The following is a 17,997-nucleotide window of genomic DNA, read 5'->3' as shown; positions in this document are numbered from 1 at the left end:
TCCGGATTCTAGTTCAGTTTTGGGACGGATTTTGGCGAGTTGAGATCATAATCCTTGAGGCGCAAGGGATCGAGCGCAGTGCCCTCGGAAGCATCCAGAACACGATATTTGATGATGCCGTTCGCGGATTGATCGTCCTTGGCCGTATTGATCGCTCCGCCAGATTCGGTACCTGTCACAGGCGTCCGGGCAGAGCGAGCTTCCATTCCGTCTTCGACGACCGGACGGCCCAGACCGCCAAAAGCATTACTGTTCTGACCTTTCTCCCGCAGACTGGCGGCAAGCCGCGCTCTGGCCTGACGCACCAGTTCGTCATCTTGCGCGTCTGCAACCAGAATTACCTTGGCACCCATGTCATTCAAGCCCTGTGGGCTTGGTTTGCCCTGCGGCAGGACCAGATCGGGCGCGACCTTGTCCTTCATATCGTTTTCAATCTGCCGCCAGCGCGCCACATTTTTCAGGTGCTGTTCGAGCGTTTCCGAGAACACGTGCCCGCCGCTGCCATCTGCGACAAAATAAAGTTCCTTGGTGCGCGAAGGATTGGCAACAGCCTCAAGCGAGGCCCGTCCCGGATTACCTATCGGCCCCGGCGGCAAGCCGTCGACGAGATAGGTGTTATAGGGAGTCGGCTTTTCCAGTTCGGATTTGAGAATGGGATGCCCAAGCGTCCCCTTGCCCCCGACAAGACCGTAGACAATCGTCGGGTCCGATTGAAGACGCATATGTTTTTGCAAACGGTTGATGTAGACACCGGCGATGCGCGCCCGTTCGTCAGCCTTGGCGGTCTCCTTCTCGACAATGGACGCCAGCGTGACCATTTCGTACGGCGTTTTCAGCGGAAGATCGCTTGCGCGCTTGGCCCAGACTTCCGCGACAACCTTCTTTTCCGCCTCCTCCATGTGACGCAGGATCATCGCGCGCGACGATCCTTTCGAAAAGCGGTACGTATCGGGAAAAATCGCGCCTTCGGGCGGGACGTCCTTGATGTCGCCCGACAAGAGGTCGTTCTCACGCAGCCTTTCAACAGCCTGTTCGCTCGTCCAGCCCTCGGGGACCGTGAGATTATGCAGGATGACCCGGCCATTGGCCAGAGTGTCGATCACATCCTGCAGGCTGGCATATTGCTTGAACAGATATTCACCGGCCTTCAGCGTCTTTGTGTTTTGATTTTCCAACCGCATCCCGATCGTGAACATCAGCCCGTTGCTTACGACACCTTCATTGACCAGCTGATCAACGATCTGCGCACCATCGCTTCCAGGCGCAACAACAACCGCCTTATCTTCGGCGAGCGGCCCCGGCGAGCGCAGAGCGCGAATAAATTCGCCGTAGCCGAACATGGCGAAGGCCATCAGCACCAGACAAAACGATAAAAATCCGCTGGTTGTGCTCAGAATCCCGCCGCGACGTTTTTTCTTGCGAGGCGGCGGCGGGGGCGGAGCAGCTTCAGGCTGCAGCGCCTCGGACGGGCTTTTGGCGCCGTCGGAACGGCCAAAAAACGACCGGCGCACGGGCTCAGCCGGTTTAGGCTCCTCGGGAGCAGGCGTAACTTCTGGTGACTCGATTTCCGCCATTAACCCATCGCTTTGAATGACTGCAGCGAGTCGTATCTACCAAAAAACCTGAGCCTTTACCATAACAACCGTCACGGCCAATCCGCTTTGACCGCAACACATACTTTAAGTCGAATGTCAGGAAGTCGATTTTAACCGTATGATTTCAATACCGACACTGCCGGGACGCAGGTCAAGCTTTTCCACTGCGACGCGAACGCGCCGCGCGCGCCCGTGACGGAGCACGAAGGCCGCAACCCTTTCAGCCATCTGCTCGACAAAATGCACATGCCCCTCCGCTGCAATGGCCTGAATACCATCGGTGATATAATCATAGGAGAAAACATCGCGGATATCGTTGGGGACATGATCAATGCGCGAAATATCCACATCGACATTGAACTGCACGCGCTGCGGCTTCAGATACTCGTGCTCATAGATTCCGATCATCATGCTGATGACAAAATCCCGCACGATGATCTTGTCTGTTGTTGGCTCTGCCCAGTCTCTTTCCACGCATTATCTCCTGCATATTCGCCACAGCCATATGATCTCGGCTACGAAACATCCAGCCAAAACCGACATTTGCTGACGATCAATGCAATATCTGGCTTAAAAACAATTGAGTACGTTCATGCTGAGGATGGGCAAAAAATTGTTCTGGCCGGTTCATTTCGACAATCTCGCCGCGATCCATGAAGACAACGCGATCCGCCACCTGACGGGCAAAACCCATTTCATGCGTGACGCAGAGCATGGTCATGCCCTCCTCGGCCAGAGACACCATCGTATCCAGCACCTCCTTGACCATTTCCGGATCAAGTGCCGATGTCGGCTCGTCAAAAAGCATGATCTTGGGGTTCATGCATAAGGCGCGCGCGATCGCCACACGCTGCTGCTGGCCTCCTGACAATTGGCCGGGATATTTGAGCGCCTGCTCCGGAATTTTGACCCGGTTGAGATAGTGCATGGCAATCTCTTCCGCATCCTTGCGCGGCATTTTACGGACCCAGATGGGAGCCAGAGTACAGTTCTCCAAGATGCTCAGATGAGGAAAGAGGTTGAAATGCTGGAAAACCATGCCAACTTCACGCCGGATTTCATCCACCCGTCTGACATCATTGGTCAGTTCGATGCCATCGACCACGATCCGGCCCTGCTGATGTTCCTCAAGCCGGTTGACGCAGCGGATCATGGTTGATTTGCCGGAACCGGAGGGACCGCAGATTACGATCTTCTCGCCGCGCGCCACCTGAAGATTAATGTCCCGCAGAACATGAAATTTGCCGTACCATTTGTGCATATTGACGATCTCGATCGCAAGACCGCCCTGTGCCTGTGTTGGATTGCCGTCTGGTTTCATGTTGCCAAAGCCCGGTCAGTGTGATTTTCCGGCTGCCAGCTTACGCTCCATATAAAGCGAATAGCGCGACATGCCGAAACAAAAGACGAAATAGAAGAAAGCCGCGAACAGGTAGCCCGTTGTCGAGATAAACGGTCCCGTCCACACAGGATCCTTGATCTGAGAATCAACAGTTGCCAGAAAATCAAAAATGCCGACAACAGCGACGAGCGTGGTATCCTTGAACAAGCCGATGAAATTATTGACGATGCCGGGAATCACCAGCGTCAGGGACTGAGGCAGGATAACCAGCCGCATCATCTGCCAATAGCCAAGGCCAAGCGCCTGCGCGCCTTCATATTGCCCGCGAGGAATAGCCTGAAGGCCGCCCCGCACCTCCTCCGCCATATAGGCTGCCGAAAACAGGGCTGTACCGATCAGAACCCGCAACAGATGGTCAAACGCATTGGCATAATTCGGATCCGGCATGAACAAAGGCAGCAAAAACTGCGCCATGAACAAAATAGTGATGAATGGCACGCCGCGCACGAATTCGATAAAGATCACGCTCATCAGTCTTACGGCAGGCATTGCGGATCGCCGTCCCAGCGCAAGGATCACGCCAAGCGGCAGCGAAAAAACGATACCGACGAGTGAGACGATCAGACTGACAAATATGCCGCCCCAGGAATTCGTGCCGATCACGGGAAGGCCAGTACCCAAGCCACCGTGCAGCAAGATAAATGCCGCAACCGGGAAAATGAGGAAAAAGATCAGGGCTGCAAGCGTCTTGCGCGGCAGGCCGGGCCAGAGCATCCAGCCAATGAGGACAGCGCCCAGCAGAACCGAGACATTCACCCGCCAGCGCTCGGCTTCAGGATAAAATCCGTAGGTAAAGAAGGGCATTTTCTGCGCGACGAAAGCCCAGCAAGCTCCCGCCTCACTGGCGCGGCACGGCGCTCCATCGGTTGCATTCCAGACAGAATCATAGGTCAGAAAGGCGAAAAGGGGCGGCAGAAACCTGAAAAGCACCCAAGCCACAAGCAATGTCAGCAGCGTGGAGATGACATCGGAGAAAAGATTGGCGCGTAGCCACGCCACCGCACCTTGCGAATAACTGGGGGGCTCCAGTTCGGGACTATGGTGCGTGCGCAAGAAAACGTGCTGCATTTCACTCATTCAACGCTCCACCAAGGCCTTGCGGCGATTGTAGACGTTCATCATAACCGACGTTGTCAGCGATATGATCAGATACACCGCCATGGTGATCACCACGCATTGCACCGCGGCGCCGGTCTGATTGAGAACCGTACCCATGAACACCTGCGCCAGTTCGGGATAGCCGATGAAAATGGCCAGAGTCGAATTTTTGACCAGATTCAGATATTGGCTGGTCAATGGCGGAATAATCACACGCATCGCCTGCGGAATAATGATCATTTTCAGGGTTTGCGAACGATTGAGCCCCAGTGCGAAAGCCGCCTCGCTCTGCCCCCGAACCACTGAAAGTATACCGGCGCGGACAATTTCGGCGATGAAAGCCGCTGTATAAACGACCAGTCCGCCCAGAAGGGCGACGAATTCCGGATAAAGCTGCAATCCACCGGCAAAATTGAACCCCTTGAGCACCGGCATCTGCAGCGATATTGGTCGTCCGGCGGCAAAATAAGCGATGAGCGGCAGAGCAAGAACAAGAACGAGATTCAATCTGAATACAGGAAAATCCAGCCCCGTCCGCGCCTTGCGGCGCCGCGCCCATATATAGACCCCAGTGGCCAGAAGCAGCGCCAGAAGCACCGACAACGCCACAAAAACCGCACCATCATGGAGAACGGGATTTGGGACGATCAAGCCGCGGTTGCTCAGAAACATACCGTCAAGGACATTGATCGATTGCCGGGGACCCGGCAGAGACTTCAGAACGGCATTATACCAGAATAAAAGTTGCAGCAGCAGCGGCGTATTGCGGAATATCTCGATATAGCCCGCCGCGAGTCTGGCTACAATCCAGTTATGGGACAGACGCGCCACGCCGATGATAAATCCAAGAATAGTCGTCAGAACTATGCCGAGACCACCGACAATCAACGTATTCAGCAGACCAACCAGAAACGCCCTGCCGTAGGAATTAACGGCGGAATAAGCAATGACGGATTGCGTGATATCAAAACCCGCCGAATTGTTCCAGAAGCCGAGAGTCGTCGGAATGCCATGCGCGCGCATGTTCGAAATGGTGTTGAGCACGGCGCTGTAGGCCAGAAACCCTGCTGCAACAACCAGAACGGCCTGAACGAACAAGCCCCGGTAAACGGGATTGTTCCAGACAGCAACGCGCGCACCTTCGCCAGACCTCACTGTTGTCCCTTTCGGTTCAAATCAACAATTCGGAAGAAGGGCCGCGCGCAAGAGCGCGCGGCAAACGCGATCAGCGCACGGGCGGAGCGTATTGAATGCCGCCCTTGTTCCACAAGGCATTCAGGCCACGCTTGATCTTGAGCGGCGAGCCGGCGCCGACATTGCGATCAAACACTTCGCCATAATTGCCGACAAGCTTGATGATGCGGTAAGCCCAGTCCGTTGTGGCGCCGATATCCTCGCCAAATTTACCCTCGACGCCCAGCAGGCGGCGCACTTCGGGGTTATCCGATTTCATCTTCTCGTCGACATTCTTTGAATCGACACCCAGTTCCTCCGCGTCCAGCATGGCAAAATTCGTCCATTTTACCAACGAGGCCCACTGATCGTCGCCGCGGCGCACAGCCGGGCCAAGCGGCTCTTTCGAGATGATTTCCGGCAGAATGATGTGTTCATCAGGAGCCGACAATTTCAGACGATCGGCAGAAAGACCGGAGGCGTCAGTTGTGTAGACATCGCAGCGGCCGGAGTCGTAAGCCTTGACGGTTTCATCGTCAGTGGCAAAGACCACGCCCTCATATTTCATCTTGTTGGTGCGGAAATAATCCGCAAGGTTCAGTTCGGTGGTGGTGCCCTGCTGAACGCAGATGGACGCGCCATTCAATTCAAGCGCCGAAGCGACGTTGAGCTTCTTGCGAACCATGAAGCCCTGACCATCATAATAATTGACGCCGACAAAGGTGATGCCCAGCGATGTGTCGCGCTGCATCGTCCACGTGGAGTTACGGAACAGCACGTCAATTTCGCCCGATTGCAGCGCGGTAAAACGATCCTTGGAACTCAGCGGAACAAATTTTACTTTCGTAGGGTCATTGAATATTACGGCCGCGACAGCGCGGCATCCATCAACGTCCAGACCCGTCCAGTTGCCCTTGTCGTCCGGCTGGCTGAAACCCGGCAATCCCTGGCTGACGCCGCAGATCAGCATTCCGCGCTGTTTCACCTGATCCAGAGTTCCTGCTTGCGCCGTTGCCGCAACAAGAGCGAAACCTGTTGCTGCAGCAAGATAAGTGAAGGCCCTTTTCATTTCGTTCTCCCGTTTACAGCCGATATCCGACAAAAGCGAAGCGAAATCGCTTATTCCGGCGTCCATAACAAAGTGTTTCTCTGGCAGCGTCAAGTTGCCAATTGCCAAAATGGCAGGCATTCGCCGAAAATGTAAAAGCGCTTGCTTTCCAATCGCAGCGCGGATTACCTGCTTTGCGGGCAAATGCATTGGGATGGTTAGCAATAATGACGAAGATCAACGAAAAGACAGGCAAAAATCTTAAGGGCAGAACCAAACTTGTCTATGCCGGACGTAATCCGGCGGAACAATTCGGCTTTGTGAATACGCCGATCTATCGCGGCTCCACCGTGCTTGCCGATTCCATGGACCAACTTGAGACCTATTCGGCGCGCTTTACCTATGGAACCAAGGGTACGCCGACAACCGAAGCGCTTGAGCGAAGCTGGACAGAGCTTTGCGGGGCATCGGGAACCGTGCTTGCCCCCTCAGGCCTGGCTGCCGTCGCGCTGGCTCTGCTGGCCGTTGTAAAATCCGGAGACCATATTCTGGTCACCGACAGCGTCTATCGTCCGACCCGCCACTTTTGCGCGACTGTGCTCAAGCGCATGGGCGTCGAGACAAGCTATTACGATCCGCTGATCGGCGCGGGCATCAAAGACCTGATCCGCCCGAACACCAGCGTCATCTTCACTGAGGCCCCCGGCTCCCAGAGTTTCGAAATGCAGGATATACCGGCCATTGCGGAAATCGGACATGCGCATGGTGCCTGCATCATCATGGACAACACATGGGCGACGCCGATCTTCTTTCCCCCGCACGAGCGCGGCGTGGACCTCGCCATCGAAGCCGGTACGAAATATCTCGGCGGCCATTCCGATCTGCTGCTTGGCCTCGTCTCCGCCAATGAAAAATACTGGCCGTCGCTGCGCCAGACATTCGATGCCTTTGCCATGTGCGCCGGGCCGGAGGATGTGTTTCTGGCTCTTCGTGGCCTGCGCACAATGGACCTTCGCCTGCGCGAGGCCGAACGTCAGGGTCTGGCCATGGCTAAATGGTTTCAGACACGGCCGGAAGTGCTGAAGGTGCTTCACCCTGCCCTGCCCGATTGCCCCGGTCACGACATCTGGAAGCGCGATTTTCTCGGCTCGTCGGGCCTTTTTTCAATCATACTCAAGCCATGCTCCAAAAAAGCCGTCGCCGCCATGCTGGACGGGCTCGAGCTGTTCGGCATGGGCTATTCGTGGGGCGGGTTCGAAAGTCTCGTCATTCCATTTGATTGCAGCACCTATCGCACAGCAACCCGTTGGAACCCCGGCGGCCCGGCTCTCCGCTTCCAGATCGGGCTGGAAGATGTCGAGGATTTGCAGGCCGATCTTGACGAAGGGTTCAGGCGCCTGCGCGAAGCGGAATAAGAGCGGCCTAAACCAGCCGGCTCTGTACCATTGCCGCGCCGATGAAGGATGCAAACAATGGATGCGGCTCGAAAGGACGAGATTTCAGTTCCGGGTGATATTGCACACCAATGAACCAGGGATGATCCACAATCTCAACCGTTTCTGGCAGCAGTCCGTCGGGCGAAAGCCCGGCGAATTTCATGCCCTTGGCTTCAAGTCCGGCCCTGTAGGCCATATTGACCTCATAGCGGTGACGGTGACGTTCATAAATCTCTGTTTCGCCATAGATCGACGCAATTTTCGAACCTTCCTCCAGCGCGGCGCGAAACGCACCCAGACGCATCGTGCCGCCCAGATTACCGCCAGCAGCGCGCTGCTCCAGCTGATTCCCGTTCAGCCATTCCGTCATCAGCCCGACCACAGGCTCCTCACAGGGGCCGAATTCGGTTGAATTGGCCTTCTCGATGCCGGAGAGCGAGCGAACCGCCTCGATCACGGCCATCTGCATGCCGAAACAAATGCCAAAATAAGGCACCTTGCGTTCACGCGCGAATCTGGCCGCCTGTATCTTGCCCTCTGCGCCGCGATGGCCGAAGCCGCCCGGCACGAGAATGCCATGCACATGTTCGAGGTAGGGGGCGGGGTCCTGACCTTCGAACAGGTCGCTTTCTATCCAGTCGAGATTGACCTTCACTCTGTTGGCGATGCCGCCGTGAGCCAGCGCTTCAATCAGGGATTTATAGGCATCCTTCAGGCCGGTATATTTACCAACCACGGCGATCGTGACCTCGCCCTCAGGATTATGAATGGCCTGCGAAACGCTTTGCCAGCGTGTCATGATCGGCTTGGGCGCCGGCTCAATGCCGAAAGCGGCCAGAACCTCGCGGTCCAAGCCGGCAGCATGATAGGCCTGAGGCACATCATAAATGGTGCCAACGTCGCGGGCCTCGATGACGGCGCTCTCACGCACGTTGCAAAACAGGGCCAGCTTGCGGCGCTCCTCGCGCGGAATTTCACGGTCGGAACGGCACAGCAGAATATCCGGCTGAATGCCGATGGAACGCAATTCCTTGACGGAATGCTGCGTCGGTTTGGTCTTGAGTTCCCCGGCGCTGGGAATATACGGCAGCAATGTCAGGTGGACATAGACAGCATGGCCGCGCGGCAAATCATTGCCAAGTTGGCGGATCGCCTCGAAGAAAGGCAATGCCTCGATATCGCCGACCGTGCCGCCAATCTCGGTGAGAACAAAATCAACATTATCATTGCCCGCCAGCACGAAATCCTTGATCTCGTTGGTGACATGCGGAATGACCTGCACGGTCGCGCCGAGATAATCGCCGCGCCGCTCCTTGGTGATGATGTCCTGATAGATCCGCCCGGTGGTGATGTTGTCCTGCTTTGTCGCCGGACAGCCTGTGAACCGCTCATAATGGCCGAGATCGAGATCGGTTTCGGCGCCATCGTCCGTAACAAACACTTCGCCGTGCTGATAGGGGCTCATCGTGCCGGGGTCGACATTAAGATAGGGGTCAAGCTTACGCAGGCGGACCGTATATCCCCTTGCCTGCAACAATGCGCCAAGAGCCGCAGACGCAAGCCCCTTGCCAAGTGAAGACACCACGCCGCCAGTTATGAAAATGTATCGCGCCATGGGATTATACTTTTATCCTGATTTGATTGATTCGTGCAACAAATCGCAAAATTATGCACAGCCGGGTGAGACCCGGCCGTGTGCTCAAATGTGATGTGCAGGTTCAGTTCGACTTAGGCGCTTCAGGCGCAACGGGAGTTGCGGGCGCGGCAGGCGCCTTCTGTTCCTGCTCCTTGAGCGTCTTGCCCAGATCGAAGCCGCCGTTCTGCGGCACGGTCTTGTCGGCATTGGCCGGCGCGCCCGTCGTTGTCTGCACCCGGTCAAGAATGGATTTTCCTGCGTGGCCCATGCTGGCCAGCACAGTCAGGCTGATCGAGGTGATGAAGAACAATGTCGCCAGAATGGCCGTGGCTTTTGTCAGGGCGTTGGCCTGCGCGCGCCCGGTCATGAAGCCGCCGCCGCCGCTCGAGCCCAGTGCGCCGCCTTCCGAGCGTTGCAGAAGGACCACGCCCACGAGTGCGACGACAATCAGAAGGTGCACGACAATTAGAACAGATAACATTTTGGATCCTGATCAAGGCCTGTCCGCCACGGGTATTTTCCGCGGCGCATATTTGCTGCGCGTCATACAAGATAAGTTTCTGCTTGACTAGAGCCTTACCGATAAGCAGCCACAATTCCGAGGAAATCGGAGGCCACGAGGCTCGCTCCGCCCACAAGCGCCCCGTTCACATCGGCCACGCCAAGCAGATCCTTTGCATTGGATGGCTTGACCGAACCGCCATAGAGAATGCGGATCGCCGCGCCCGCTTCGCCAAACTGCGTACGTAATTTCTGGCGGATGAAATGGTGAACTTCGGCAACATCGGCCAATGTCGGCGTCAGCCCGGTTCCGATAGCCCATACAGGCTCATAGGCAATCACAATCCGCGCGGCGGAGCCCGGCGGGATCGAGCCGTCAAGCTGCGCCCCGACAACAGCGAGTGTTTTTCCAGCTTCGCGCTCGGCGCGCGTTTCGCCAACGCAGATGATCGCTGTGAGCCCCGCCAGCATGGCGGCGCTGGCCTTGGCCTGCACCAGTTCGTTGCTTTCATGATGGTCGGCGCGGCGTTCGGAATGACCGACAATGACAGCCGTTGCGCCGCTGTCAGCCAGCATTTCAGCAGAGATATCGCCGGTATGGGCCCCTGCGGCCTTAGTGTGGCAGTCCTGCGCGCCGATGGCCACCGGCGTATCTTTTGCGGTCTGGCTGGCCGATTGAATGAGCGTGGCCGGCGGGCAGATCATGACATCGACCTTGCCCTGCAGTGCGGCGTCCATGCCCTGCGCAATCAGACGAAGCTGCTCAAGGCTGGATGTGAGCCCGTTCATTTTCCAATTGCCAGCCACCAGCGGACGGATCATCGCTCTTCTCCCGAAAGATTTTATGCCTGCCCGATAGCAGACTTTTGTCCGCAAGCAAAGAAATTGCGCGCCCTGCCTCTGCTTTGATGATGAGTGCGTTGCGCCAAGCCCATTGCATCCCTATAGTGCGCCGCGCTCGCAACCTTGAAACATGGATGAAGTGAATGCTCGACTCAATGCGAACCCTGACCAACAATGTCGTTGGCCGGATCCTGCTTTCCATTGTGATGGGCTTCATCATCCTCAGTTTCGGCATATGGGGCATAGCCGATATTTTCCGCGGATTCGGTCAGGGCAACCTGGCCTCGGTCGGCGGAACCGAAATTTCCATCAACGCTTATCGCTCCGCCTATGAGCGGGAATTGCAGCAGGCCCAGCAGCAGGCGCGCCGCGTGATCTCGCCCGACGAGGCCCGCCGCGCCGGTCTTGACCGCATCGCCCTCAGCCAGCTCGTTTCGGATGAAGCCTTGCGCCAGAAGGCCAAAGCTCTCGGCCTTGGCATGTCCGATGACGCTGTCGCCAGCATGATCGCCAATGCGCCGGAATTCAAATCGCCGTCGGGCCAGTTCGACAAGCAGAAGTTTCTCGCCGCTCTGCGCAATGCCGGATATTCCGAAGCGACTTTCGTGACCGAACAGAAGGCCCTGTCCCTGCGCCGGGAAATTCTTGATTCGCTTGTCGGCAGCGTCAAGGCGCCGGATATTCTGCTGGAAATGTATAATCAATACGCAGCAGAGAAGCGCGACGTGGATTATATCACCCTCACGGCTGCGAACGCAGGCACCATAGCCCCGCCGGATCAGGCCACCTTGCAGAGCTATTTCGACAGCCGCAAGGAAGAATTCCGCGCGCCGGAATACCGCAATATCGCCATGCTGCGCGTGACCCCCGCCACAGCGGCAAAGCCGCAGGATGTCAGCGACGCGGATGTCGCCGCCATGTATGAAAAGGTCAAGGCGACCCGCTTTACCACGCCCGAAACCCGCGATCTGCAGCAGATGACCTTCCCTGACGAAAAGCAGGCCTCGGACGCGCTGGCCCGGATCAAGGCTGGAATGAGCTTTGAGGCGCTCGCCAGCGAACGCAAGCTATCCGTCGCGGATATCGATCTCGGCACAAAGACCAAAGCGCAGTTGTTCGACAAGGACGTCGCCGCCGCAGGCTTTGCCCTGCCCGCCAATGGCGTCAGCGAGCCGGTGAAAACGCCCTTCGGCTTCGCCCTCATCCACGCGGCGGCCATTCATCCGGAAGCTGTCAAACCCCTGTCGGAAGTCAGCGACGAATTGCGCGGCGAAATCGCCCGTGAGCGCGCCAAATCTGCCGTGCAGGATCTGCATGACAAGATCGAGGATCAGCGTGCCTCCGGCAAGGCGCTGGGCGATGCCGCCAAGAGCGTCGGGCTCTCTGTCGAGAAAATTGACGGCATTGATGCCACCGGCCTTGATCGCAGCGGCAAGCCCGTTCTCGATATTCCGGAAGCCTTGCAGCTGATGAAGGCTGTCTTTGCCTCGGACGTTGGCGTCGATAACGACACGGTGCCAACGCGCGACGGCGGATATATCTGGTTCGAGATCCAGAAAATCGACCCCGCGCATGACCGCACGCTCGACGAGGTCAAGGACAAGGTGGTCAAGGCCTGGACGGACGAAGAAATCACCAAAAAGCTGTCGGAAATGGCCGCCGCCGATGTCAAGCGGCTGAAGGACGGCACGAGCCTCGCCGCAATCGCCGCCGATCTGGGCAATCTGCCGGTTAAATCCGCGAAGAATGTCCAGCGCACCGGCAAATCCGAACTGCCGGAAAACTTTGTCGTGCAGGTTTTCGATCAGCCGGCCAATGGCGAAGGCTCCGTCGGGCTGGCATCGGGCGAGCGCGCCATTTTCAAGATCACCGCCAGCGTGGTGCCCGCGCTCGACAAGACCAGCCCCGAGATGAAAGCCGTGGCCAGCCGCATTTCGGCCAGCCTCAGGGACGACATCATCAGCGAATATCTGACCAAGCTGCAGTCGGACCTCGGCGTTCAAATCAATCAGCAGGCCTTCAAACAGGTCACGGGCCAGAACTGAACCTGAACATGTCCAATATTTCTCCCGACTTCCCCGCCCTAGAAGCCGTTTACAATCAGGGAAAGCCGCAGGTTCTCACCGTGCGGCTGGTGGCTGATCTGGAAACGCCGGTATCGGCCTTTCTCAAGCTGGCGCGTGGCCGCAAAGGCAATATCTTCCTGCTGGAATCGGTGGAGGGCGGCGCGATACGTGGCCGCTATTCGATGATCGGGCTCGACCCCGACATCATCTGGCGCTGTTCGGGTCAGAGGTCGGAGATCAACCGCGCCGCCGAAACGGACCCGGCGCATTTTGAACCCTGCAGCGGCACGCCGCTCGACGCGCTGCGCGCCCTGCTGGCCGAATCCGCCATTGACCTGCCCGAGCACCTGCCGCCCATGGCGGCGGGCGTGTTCGGCTATCTGGGCTATGACATGGTGCGCCACATGGAGCGCCTGTCGCCAGCCAAGCCGGACCCGATCGGCGTGCCGGACGCCATCATGATACGTCCCACAATGATGGTCATTTTCGATGCCGTGAAGGACGAGATGACGCTGGTGACGCCCGTTCGCCCCAGCGCAGGCGTTACGGCCCGGATGGCCTTCGAGGCCGCCGCGGAGCGCCTGAACCGGATCATCGACCGGCTTGAGGGGCCGCTGGAACATGATGCCGCCCTGCCCGATCCGTTGCTGACGGCCAAGGCGCCGGTGTCGAACACATCCGAAGCCGAGTTTCACGCCATGGTCGACAGGGCCAAGGCCTATATCCGCGCCGGAGATATTTTTCAGGTTGTGCTTTCGCAGCGTTTCAGCGCGCCTTTCGAACTTCCGGCCTTCTCGCTTTACCGGGCGCTGCGCCGCGTCAACCCCTCGCCCTTCCTGTGTTATCTCGACTTCGCCGGGTTTCAGATTGTCACCTCCTCGCCGGAAATTCTGGTGCGCGTGCGCGACGGCAAGGTGACGATCCGCCCGATCGCAGGCACCCGCCCGCGCGGCGCAACCGCGCAGGACGATGCCGCCCTTGCCGCCGATCTGCTGGCTGATCCGAAGGAATGCGCCGAACATCTGATGCTGCTCGATCTTGGCCGCAACGATGTGGGCCGCGTCTCGAAAATCGGCACGGTCAAGGTCACCGACCGCTTCTTCATCGAGAATTACAGCCATGTGATGCATATCGTCTCCAATGTCGAAGGCGATCTCGACCCGCGCCACGATAATGTCGCTGCCCTGAGCGCCGGGTTCCCGGCTGGCACGGTGTCCGGCGCGCCCAAGGTGCGCGCCATGCAGATCATCGATGAGCTGGAAAAGGACAAACGCGGCATTTACGCGGGCTGCATCGGCTATTTCGGCGCCGATGGCGACATGGACACCTGCATCGTGCTGCGCACATCCGTCGTCAAGGATGGGGTGATGCATGTGCAGGCCGGGGCCGGCATTGTCTATGACAGCGTTCCGGCCAGCGAGGCGGCGGAATGCGTCAACAAGGCCAAGGCTCTGTTCCGGGCGGCGGAGGAAGCGGTGCGCTTTGCCAGCCGCAGCCGCAGAGGGCAGTAAACCGCCGCGGAACAAGAAAAGCACTTGCGAAAATGCGCAGGTGCTGATAGCCAACGCCTCAGGAATGCCGGCGTAGCACAGCGGTAGTGCAGCGGTTTTGTAAACCGAAGGTCGGGAGTTCAATCCTCTCCGCCGGCACCATTCTTTTCAATAGTTTAAAGCCTGTTTCGCTGAGGCTGCGCCGCTTTTGCCCGCGCCTCATGCGCAAGTGTGCGCATTCTTGCCGCCCCGGCTATTCCGGCGGATCAGCCCGCCTGCCCTTTGGCCGCGACTTTTTCGGTCTGGCGCTGGCAAGTGCTGTCAGGGGCGCGACAAGCTTTTCATAAAGACCGAAGAGATGCTCCACCCTCTCGCGGTCTGAACTGAAGGGCGCAGCGCGATAAAGCCTGTCCACGGCGGCATCCAGCGCCCGGTGGGCTTTGCGCAGGTCCGGCGGCATCACATCGGGGTCATAGAGGTCGGCCAATGTTGCGCCCGGATGCGCGGAGCGCGCCTCCAGCACAGACTGCGCCAGAGCGCGGATTTTGCCCTTCGCCTTTTCATCGGCCTCCGGCCATGGAAAGGGATTGTAGCAAATGCCGACGGAATACATGTAATCGCTTTTCATGCGGCCGGTGACAGTCCGCACCCATGCCATATGCATCTGGCTTGTCAGAATACCGAAATGCCAGAGATCGGCGTTTGGCAAAATTCGTAATTTTTGATTTGCAATAATTTCCGGCGGCAGCCAACCGAGAGGGATATAATTTCTGCGCTCAGAACTCGTGTTTGGTATCACAAGGAATGGCGTTGTTGGTCTTTCATCAACGCCTAATTGGGTTGGAAAATCGGCCATTCGCTTTGTGCTCGGGCGGTCACTGTTTTTTCTGTAGTTTCGCACTGCCCTGATACGTTCTGTGACATTAGGAAGCGTTCGCAACTCTTCCGGGGTCACATCTCTCAAATATAAAATCCAACGATAAAATCCGTTGATATATTCGTCACCACCAATATATTTTCGAAAAAGCGCTTCTGAATTAGCCTCCTTTCTTGAGAAGGCAATTTTTTCATCAGTCGTGAATGTCAAAATTCCATTGTCGATCATCTGAACACCTGTCTTGAGAGTAGGTGCGTTCGATAATGGATTGTTGCATTCTTCAACCACCAAATGCCGGTTGCCCAGTCCGCCCGCGTCAAACAAATAGGGCGAAAGCGCCGCATGGCGGCTTTCCACCGGCTCGCCATTGATGTCGTCATAAGAAAACAGCCGTTTTTCCTTCGGCTCATCGTCGCTGCGGCATAGGCCGATGATCACCACATGCACATGGGCCTTGCCGCGCGCATCCGAGCCCCATGCGAAGGTGCGGTGCGCAAAGGCAATTTCCAGCTTGAAGCGGTCAAACAGCAGCGGCCAGAGCTGCGCCACCTGCTCGCCCTGCGTGATGGAATTGGTGGACACAAAGCCGATACGGGTTCTAACGCCATCATGCGCGGGCCTGACCACATCTGCCCCGAGGGCCGGATCATCCCCGTGCGTGACACGGGGAACCGCCATGACGGAAGGGGTCGTGACGGCAGAAGCGGCATTGACATAGGCCCCCGCTTTCAGAAACCACGCGGTGACATAATCGAGCGATCCGCCGCGCAAATTGCCGACAATGCGCGCCATTTGCTTGCGCTGGCCGGGCGTTTGAAAGCTCTGGCCGATAAACGGCGGATTGCCAAGAATATAGCTGCATTGTTCCGGTGGCAGAACCGAGGTCCAGTCCAGTTCCAGCGCATCGGCATGGTGAATATGCGGCGATTTTTTCAGCGGAATTCGGGCAAAGGCTTCGCCAAACTCAAGGCTCAGGCGGTTGTTCATGATGTGATCCATCATCCACAAAGCCACCTCGGCGATACGCGCCGGAAATTCGCCAATCTCAATGCCGTAGAACTGGTTCACATCGATTTTCGAAAGGCTGGCAACATCCAGAACGCGCTGGCCGGAGGGATAAAGCTCTTTCAGAAGCTCGATTTCGAGCGTCCGCAATTCGCGGTAGGTGATGATGAGAAAATTGCCGCAGCCGCAGGCGGGGTCAAAAAAGGTGAGGCTTGCCATTTTCTCATGAAGGGCGCGCAGGGCCTGCGCTTTTGCGGTGCCGCGTCTGGCTGTGGCCGCGTTCAGTTCTGCCCTCAGATCATCCAGAAACAAAGGCTGAATGACCTTCATGACATTCTTCTCGGTGGTATAATGCGCGCCTGCCGCGCGGCGCTCCTTGGCGTTCATCACGCTCTGAAAGAGCGAGCCGAAAATGGCGGGCGAAATGGCGTCCCATGAAAAATTGCAGGCCTCAAGCAACAAGCCGCGCATGGCGCTGTCAAAATCGGGAATCGGCAGCCGCTCTTTGAACAGGTCGCCATTAATATAGGGAAATTTGGCGAGGTCTTCATCCAGCGTTTTCTGGCGCTGGTTGTAGGGCGTGTTCAGCACGTCAGACAATTTGGACAGCCAGAGGCCGGTGTCCGCGCCGTCCAAAGAGGTGCGGTTTGTGATAAGATCAAGAAAAGCATCGCGCTCAAAAATGCCGGTGTCATCGGCAAACAGGCAAAACACCAGACGCACCAGCAGGCGCTCCAGATCATCGCCGCCATATCCGGAAGCCTTCAGCGCATCATGCAGCCGCCCCATGAGGACAGAAGCTTCGATATTGACGGGGTCCTGATCCCGGAATGTGCGCTTCTGCACACCAAGAATGAAGCCGTAATGCTCGATATTGCGATGCAATTCCGGAAGAGTGAAGCGAATCTCGGTTCCTTCATCCAGGTCCAGCAATTCAAAATTCTGGAAATCCGAAACCTGAACATAGCGGGGAAGCTCCCAATCCTTCAGGCCGGGGAAATATTCCAGCGCCTGACTTTTGGCCTTGATGAGGGAGCGCCCCGCGCTCTTGTGCTCAACCAGCAACATGCCTTTCCAGAACAGGTCAATGAAACCCTGTTTATTGCCCAGCTTTTTGACCGGCTCCTCAAAGCTGGCAACCTTCCGGCGCTGGACGCCAAACACATCGAAAAAGTCATTGTAGAAACTCTGCGTTTCGCCTTTCTCATAAGTGGCACCTGCCCAATCATCCGAAAATCTGGAGGCGCGGGCGCGGATCTCATTCCAGCTTAAATGCATACAGGGTCACCATATCAAGGCATATATCAGGATTTATACTGATTCTGTATCAATTATGACCCAAATATTATTGCGTAAAAACTGGCAGAGAGCACTTTTATATTATTTTATACTTCATTATTATTGAAAATCCGGCAAGCATTGGTCGGGCAGCGGACGGGCTGGCAGGACCGGCCCCGCGTAATGCGCACCTTGGCGCAGCCATGCCGTCAGGCCCCGCCGACCAGCGCAGCAAAAAGGCGGATTGCTGGCCCGGACATGCGTCTGGCAAAAATGAACTTGCAGGCGGCCCATGTACTGGAATCGGCTCTCCAACGCAGCCAATGCGCGTTTCGCAACGAATATTGCGCAAATTTTGCGCTTGGACGGCACTTTACGCGCGCAAATTATATTCAGATCCGCTTAATTTGCGAAATCTGGTGATTGACAGGTCCGGCATAATCTGGAATATATGAAGAAATGACAGCGCTAACATGATCCACAACAGTGTGGATTAAAGCCGGATTTTCCACTCGGGACGATCACTCGCCACGAGCGGAAATTCAATAA

13 protein-coding genes and 1 tRNA gene are annotated in these 17,997 nt (G+C 56.9%); 4 read left to right on the top strand and 10 right to left on the bottom strand.

Annotated elements, in window-relative coordinates:
• Nucleotides 1–8 precede the first annotated feature (8 nt).
• From mltG to AC0N03_RS09015, 6 genes are all read right to left on the bottom strand, one after another.
• Nucleotides 9–1,574 (bottom strand): endolytic transglycosylase MltG, encoded by a 1,566-nt coding sequence (gene mltG, locus AC0N03_RS09040; protein WP_474288359.1) that lies wholly within the window; start codon nucleotides 1,572–1,574, stop codon nucleotides 9–11.
• A 117-nt stretch (nucleotides 1,575–1,691) separates the two neighbouring features.
• Nucleotides 1,692–2,069 (bottom strand): dihydroneopterin aldolase, encoded by a 378-nt coding sequence (locus AC0N03_RS09035; protein ID WP_474288358.1) that lies wholly within the window; start codon nucleotides 2,067–2,069, stop codon nucleotides 1,692–1,694.
• A gap of 79 nt (nucleotides 2,070–2,148) precedes the next feature.
• Nucleotides 2,149–2,916 carry an amino acid ABC transporter ATP-binding protein gene (locus AC0N03_RS09030; protein ID WP_474288357.1) on the bottom strand — a complete coding sequence of 256 codons (768 nt, stop codon included), beginning with the start codon at nucleotides 2,914–2,916 and terminating at the stop codon, nucleotides 2,149–2,151.
• 15 nt (nucleotides 2,917–2,931) lie between these two features.
• Nucleotides 2,932–4,074, bottom strand: coding sequence for an amino acid ABC transporter permease (locus tag AC0N03_RS09025; protein WP_474288356.1), 1,143 nt, complete (start codon nucleotides 4,072–4,074; stop codon nucleotides 2,932–2,934).
• Nucleotides 4,075–5,250, bottom strand: coding sequence for an amino acid ABC transporter permease (locus AC0N03_RS09020; protein WP_474288355.1), 1,176 nt, complete (start codon nucleotides 5,248–5,250; stop codon nucleotides 4,075–4,077). It lies immediately after the preceding gene.
• Between the two features lie 70 nt (nucleotides 5,251–5,320).
• The gene (locus tag AC0N03_RS09015) at nucleotides 5,321–6,337 is read right to left on the bottom strand and encodes an amino acid ABC transporter substrate-binding protein (protein ID WP_474288354.1); all 1,017 of its coding nucleotides are present in this window, start codon (nucleotides 6,335–6,337) and stop codon (nucleotides 5,321–5,323) included.
• 206 nt (nucleotides 6,338–6,543) lie between these two features.
• Between AC0N03_RS09015 and metC the strand changes: the two genes are divergently transcribed.
• The gene (metC, locus tag AC0N03_RS09010) at nucleotides 6,544–7,731 is read left to right on the top strand and encodes a cystathionine beta-lyase (protein ID WP_474288353.1); all 1,188 of its coding nucleotides are present in this window, start codon (nucleotides 6,544–6,546) and stop codon (nucleotides 7,729–7,731) included.
• 7 nt (nucleotides 7,732–7,738) lie between these two features.
• Here metC and AC0N03_RS09005 read toward each other — a convergent pair whose 3' ends face one another.
• The 3 genes from AC0N03_RS09005 to tpiA form a co-directional block, all read right to left on the bottom strand.
• Nucleotides 7,739–9,367, bottom strand: a complete 1,629-nt coding sequence (locus AC0N03_RS09005) for a CTP synthase (protein ID WP_474288352.1) — start codon at nucleotides 9,365–9,367, stop codon at nucleotides 7,739–7,741.
• Between the two features lie 103 nt (nucleotides 9,368–9,470).
• Nucleotides 9,471–9,869, bottom strand: coding sequence for a preprotein translocase subunit SecG (secG, locus tag AC0N03_RS09000; protein WP_474288351.1), 399 nt, complete (start codon nucleotides 9,867–9,869; stop codon nucleotides 9,471–9,473).
• A 95-nt stretch (nucleotides 9,870–9,964) separates the two neighbouring features.
• A complete protein-coding gene (gene tpiA, locus AC0N03_RS08995; RefSeq protein WP_474288349.1) occupies nucleotides 9,965–10,711 on the bottom strand; it encodes a triose-phosphate isomerase in 747 nt (248 codons plus the stop codon).
• A gap of 164 nt (nucleotides 10,712–10,875) precedes the next feature.
• On the opposite strand from tpiA, the gene AC0N03_RS08990 reads away from it, so the two are divergent.
• The 3 genes from AC0N03_RS08990 to AC0N03_RS08980 all read left to right on the top strand — a co-directional run bounded on the left by AC0N03_RS08990 (nucleotide 10,876) and on the right by AC0N03_RS08980 (nucleotide 14,450).
• Nucleotides 10,876–12,777 (top strand): SurA N-terminal domain-containing protein, encoded by a 1,902-nt coding sequence (locus AC0N03_RS08990; RefSeq protein ID WP_474288348.1) that lies wholly within the window; start codon nucleotides 10,876–10,878, stop codon nucleotides 12,775–12,777.
• Between the two features lie 8 nt (nucleotides 12,778–12,785).
• A complete protein-coding gene (gene trpE, locus AC0N03_RS08985; protein ID WP_474288347.1) occupies nucleotides 12,786–14,309 on the top strand; it encodes an anthranilate synthase component I in 1,524 nt (507 codons plus the stop codon).
• Nucleotides 14,310–14,375: 66 nt separating this feature from the next.
• A tRNA-Thr gene (locus AC0N03_RS08980) sits at nucleotides 14,376–14,450 on the top strand.
• A gap of 91 nt (nucleotides 14,451–14,541) precedes the next feature.
• Here the strand turns inward: AC0N03_RS08980 and AC0N03_RS08975 are convergent.
• A complete protein-coding gene (locus tag AC0N03_RS08975) occupies nucleotides 14,542–17,448 on the bottom strand; it encodes a class I SAM-dependent DNA methyltransferase (RefSeq protein ID WP_474288346.1) in 2,907 nt (968 codons plus the stop codon).
• Between the last annotated feature and the right edge of the window lie 549 nt (nucleotides 17,449–17,997).

It is taken from the genome of Methylocystis sp. sgz306128 (assembly GCF_056032725.1).
Note: the sequence above shows the minus strand (reverse complement) of the source record. Positions and strands in the feature narration are given on the sequence as shown.

Bases quoted from the DNA above. Each gene is read 5' to 3' on its own strand.
- mltG (WP_474288359.1), bottom strand. From the start codon at position 1,574: ATGGCGGAAATCGAGTCACCAGAAGTTACGCCTGCTCCCGAGGAGCCT.
- AC0N03_RS09030 (WP_474288357.1), bottom strand. From the start codon at position 2,916: ATGAAACCAGACGGCAATCCAACACAGGCACAGGGCGGTCTTGCGATC.
- AC0N03_RS09025 (WP_474288356.1), bottom strand. From the start codon at position 4,074: ATGAGTGAAATGCAGCACGTTTTCTTGCGCACGCACCATAGTCCCGAA.
- AC0N03_RS09015 (WP_474288354.1), bottom strand. From the start codon at position 6,337: ATGAAAAGGGCCTTCACTTATCTTGCTGCAGCAACAGGTTTCGCTCTT.
- metC (WP_474288353.1), top strand. From the start codon at position 6,544: ATGACGAAGATCAACGAAAAGACAGGCAAAAATCTTAAGGGCAGAACC.
- AC0N03_RS09005 (WP_474288352.1), bottom strand. From the start codon at position 9,367: ATGGCGCGATACATTTTCATAACTGGCGGCGTGGTGTCTTCACTTGGC.
- secG (WP_474288351.1), bottom strand. From the start codon at position 9,869: ATGTTATCTGTTCTAATTGTCGTGCACCTTCTGATTGTCGTCGCACTC.
- tpiA (WP_474288349.1), bottom strand. From the start codon at position 10,711: ATGATCCGTCCGCTGGTGGCTGGCAATTGGAAAATGAACGGGCTCACA.
- AC0N03_RS08990 (WP_474288348.1), top strand. From the start codon at position 10,876: ATGCTCGACTCAATGCGAACCCTGACCAACAATGTCGTTGGCCGGATC.
- trpE (WP_474288347.1), top strand. From the start codon at position 12,786: ATGTCCAATATTTCTCCCGACTTCCCCGCCCTAGAAGCCGTTTACAAT.
- AC0N03_RS08975 (WP_474288346.1), bottom strand. From the start codon at position 17,448: ATGCATTTAAGCTGGAATGAGATCCGCGCCCGCGCCTCCAGATTTTCG.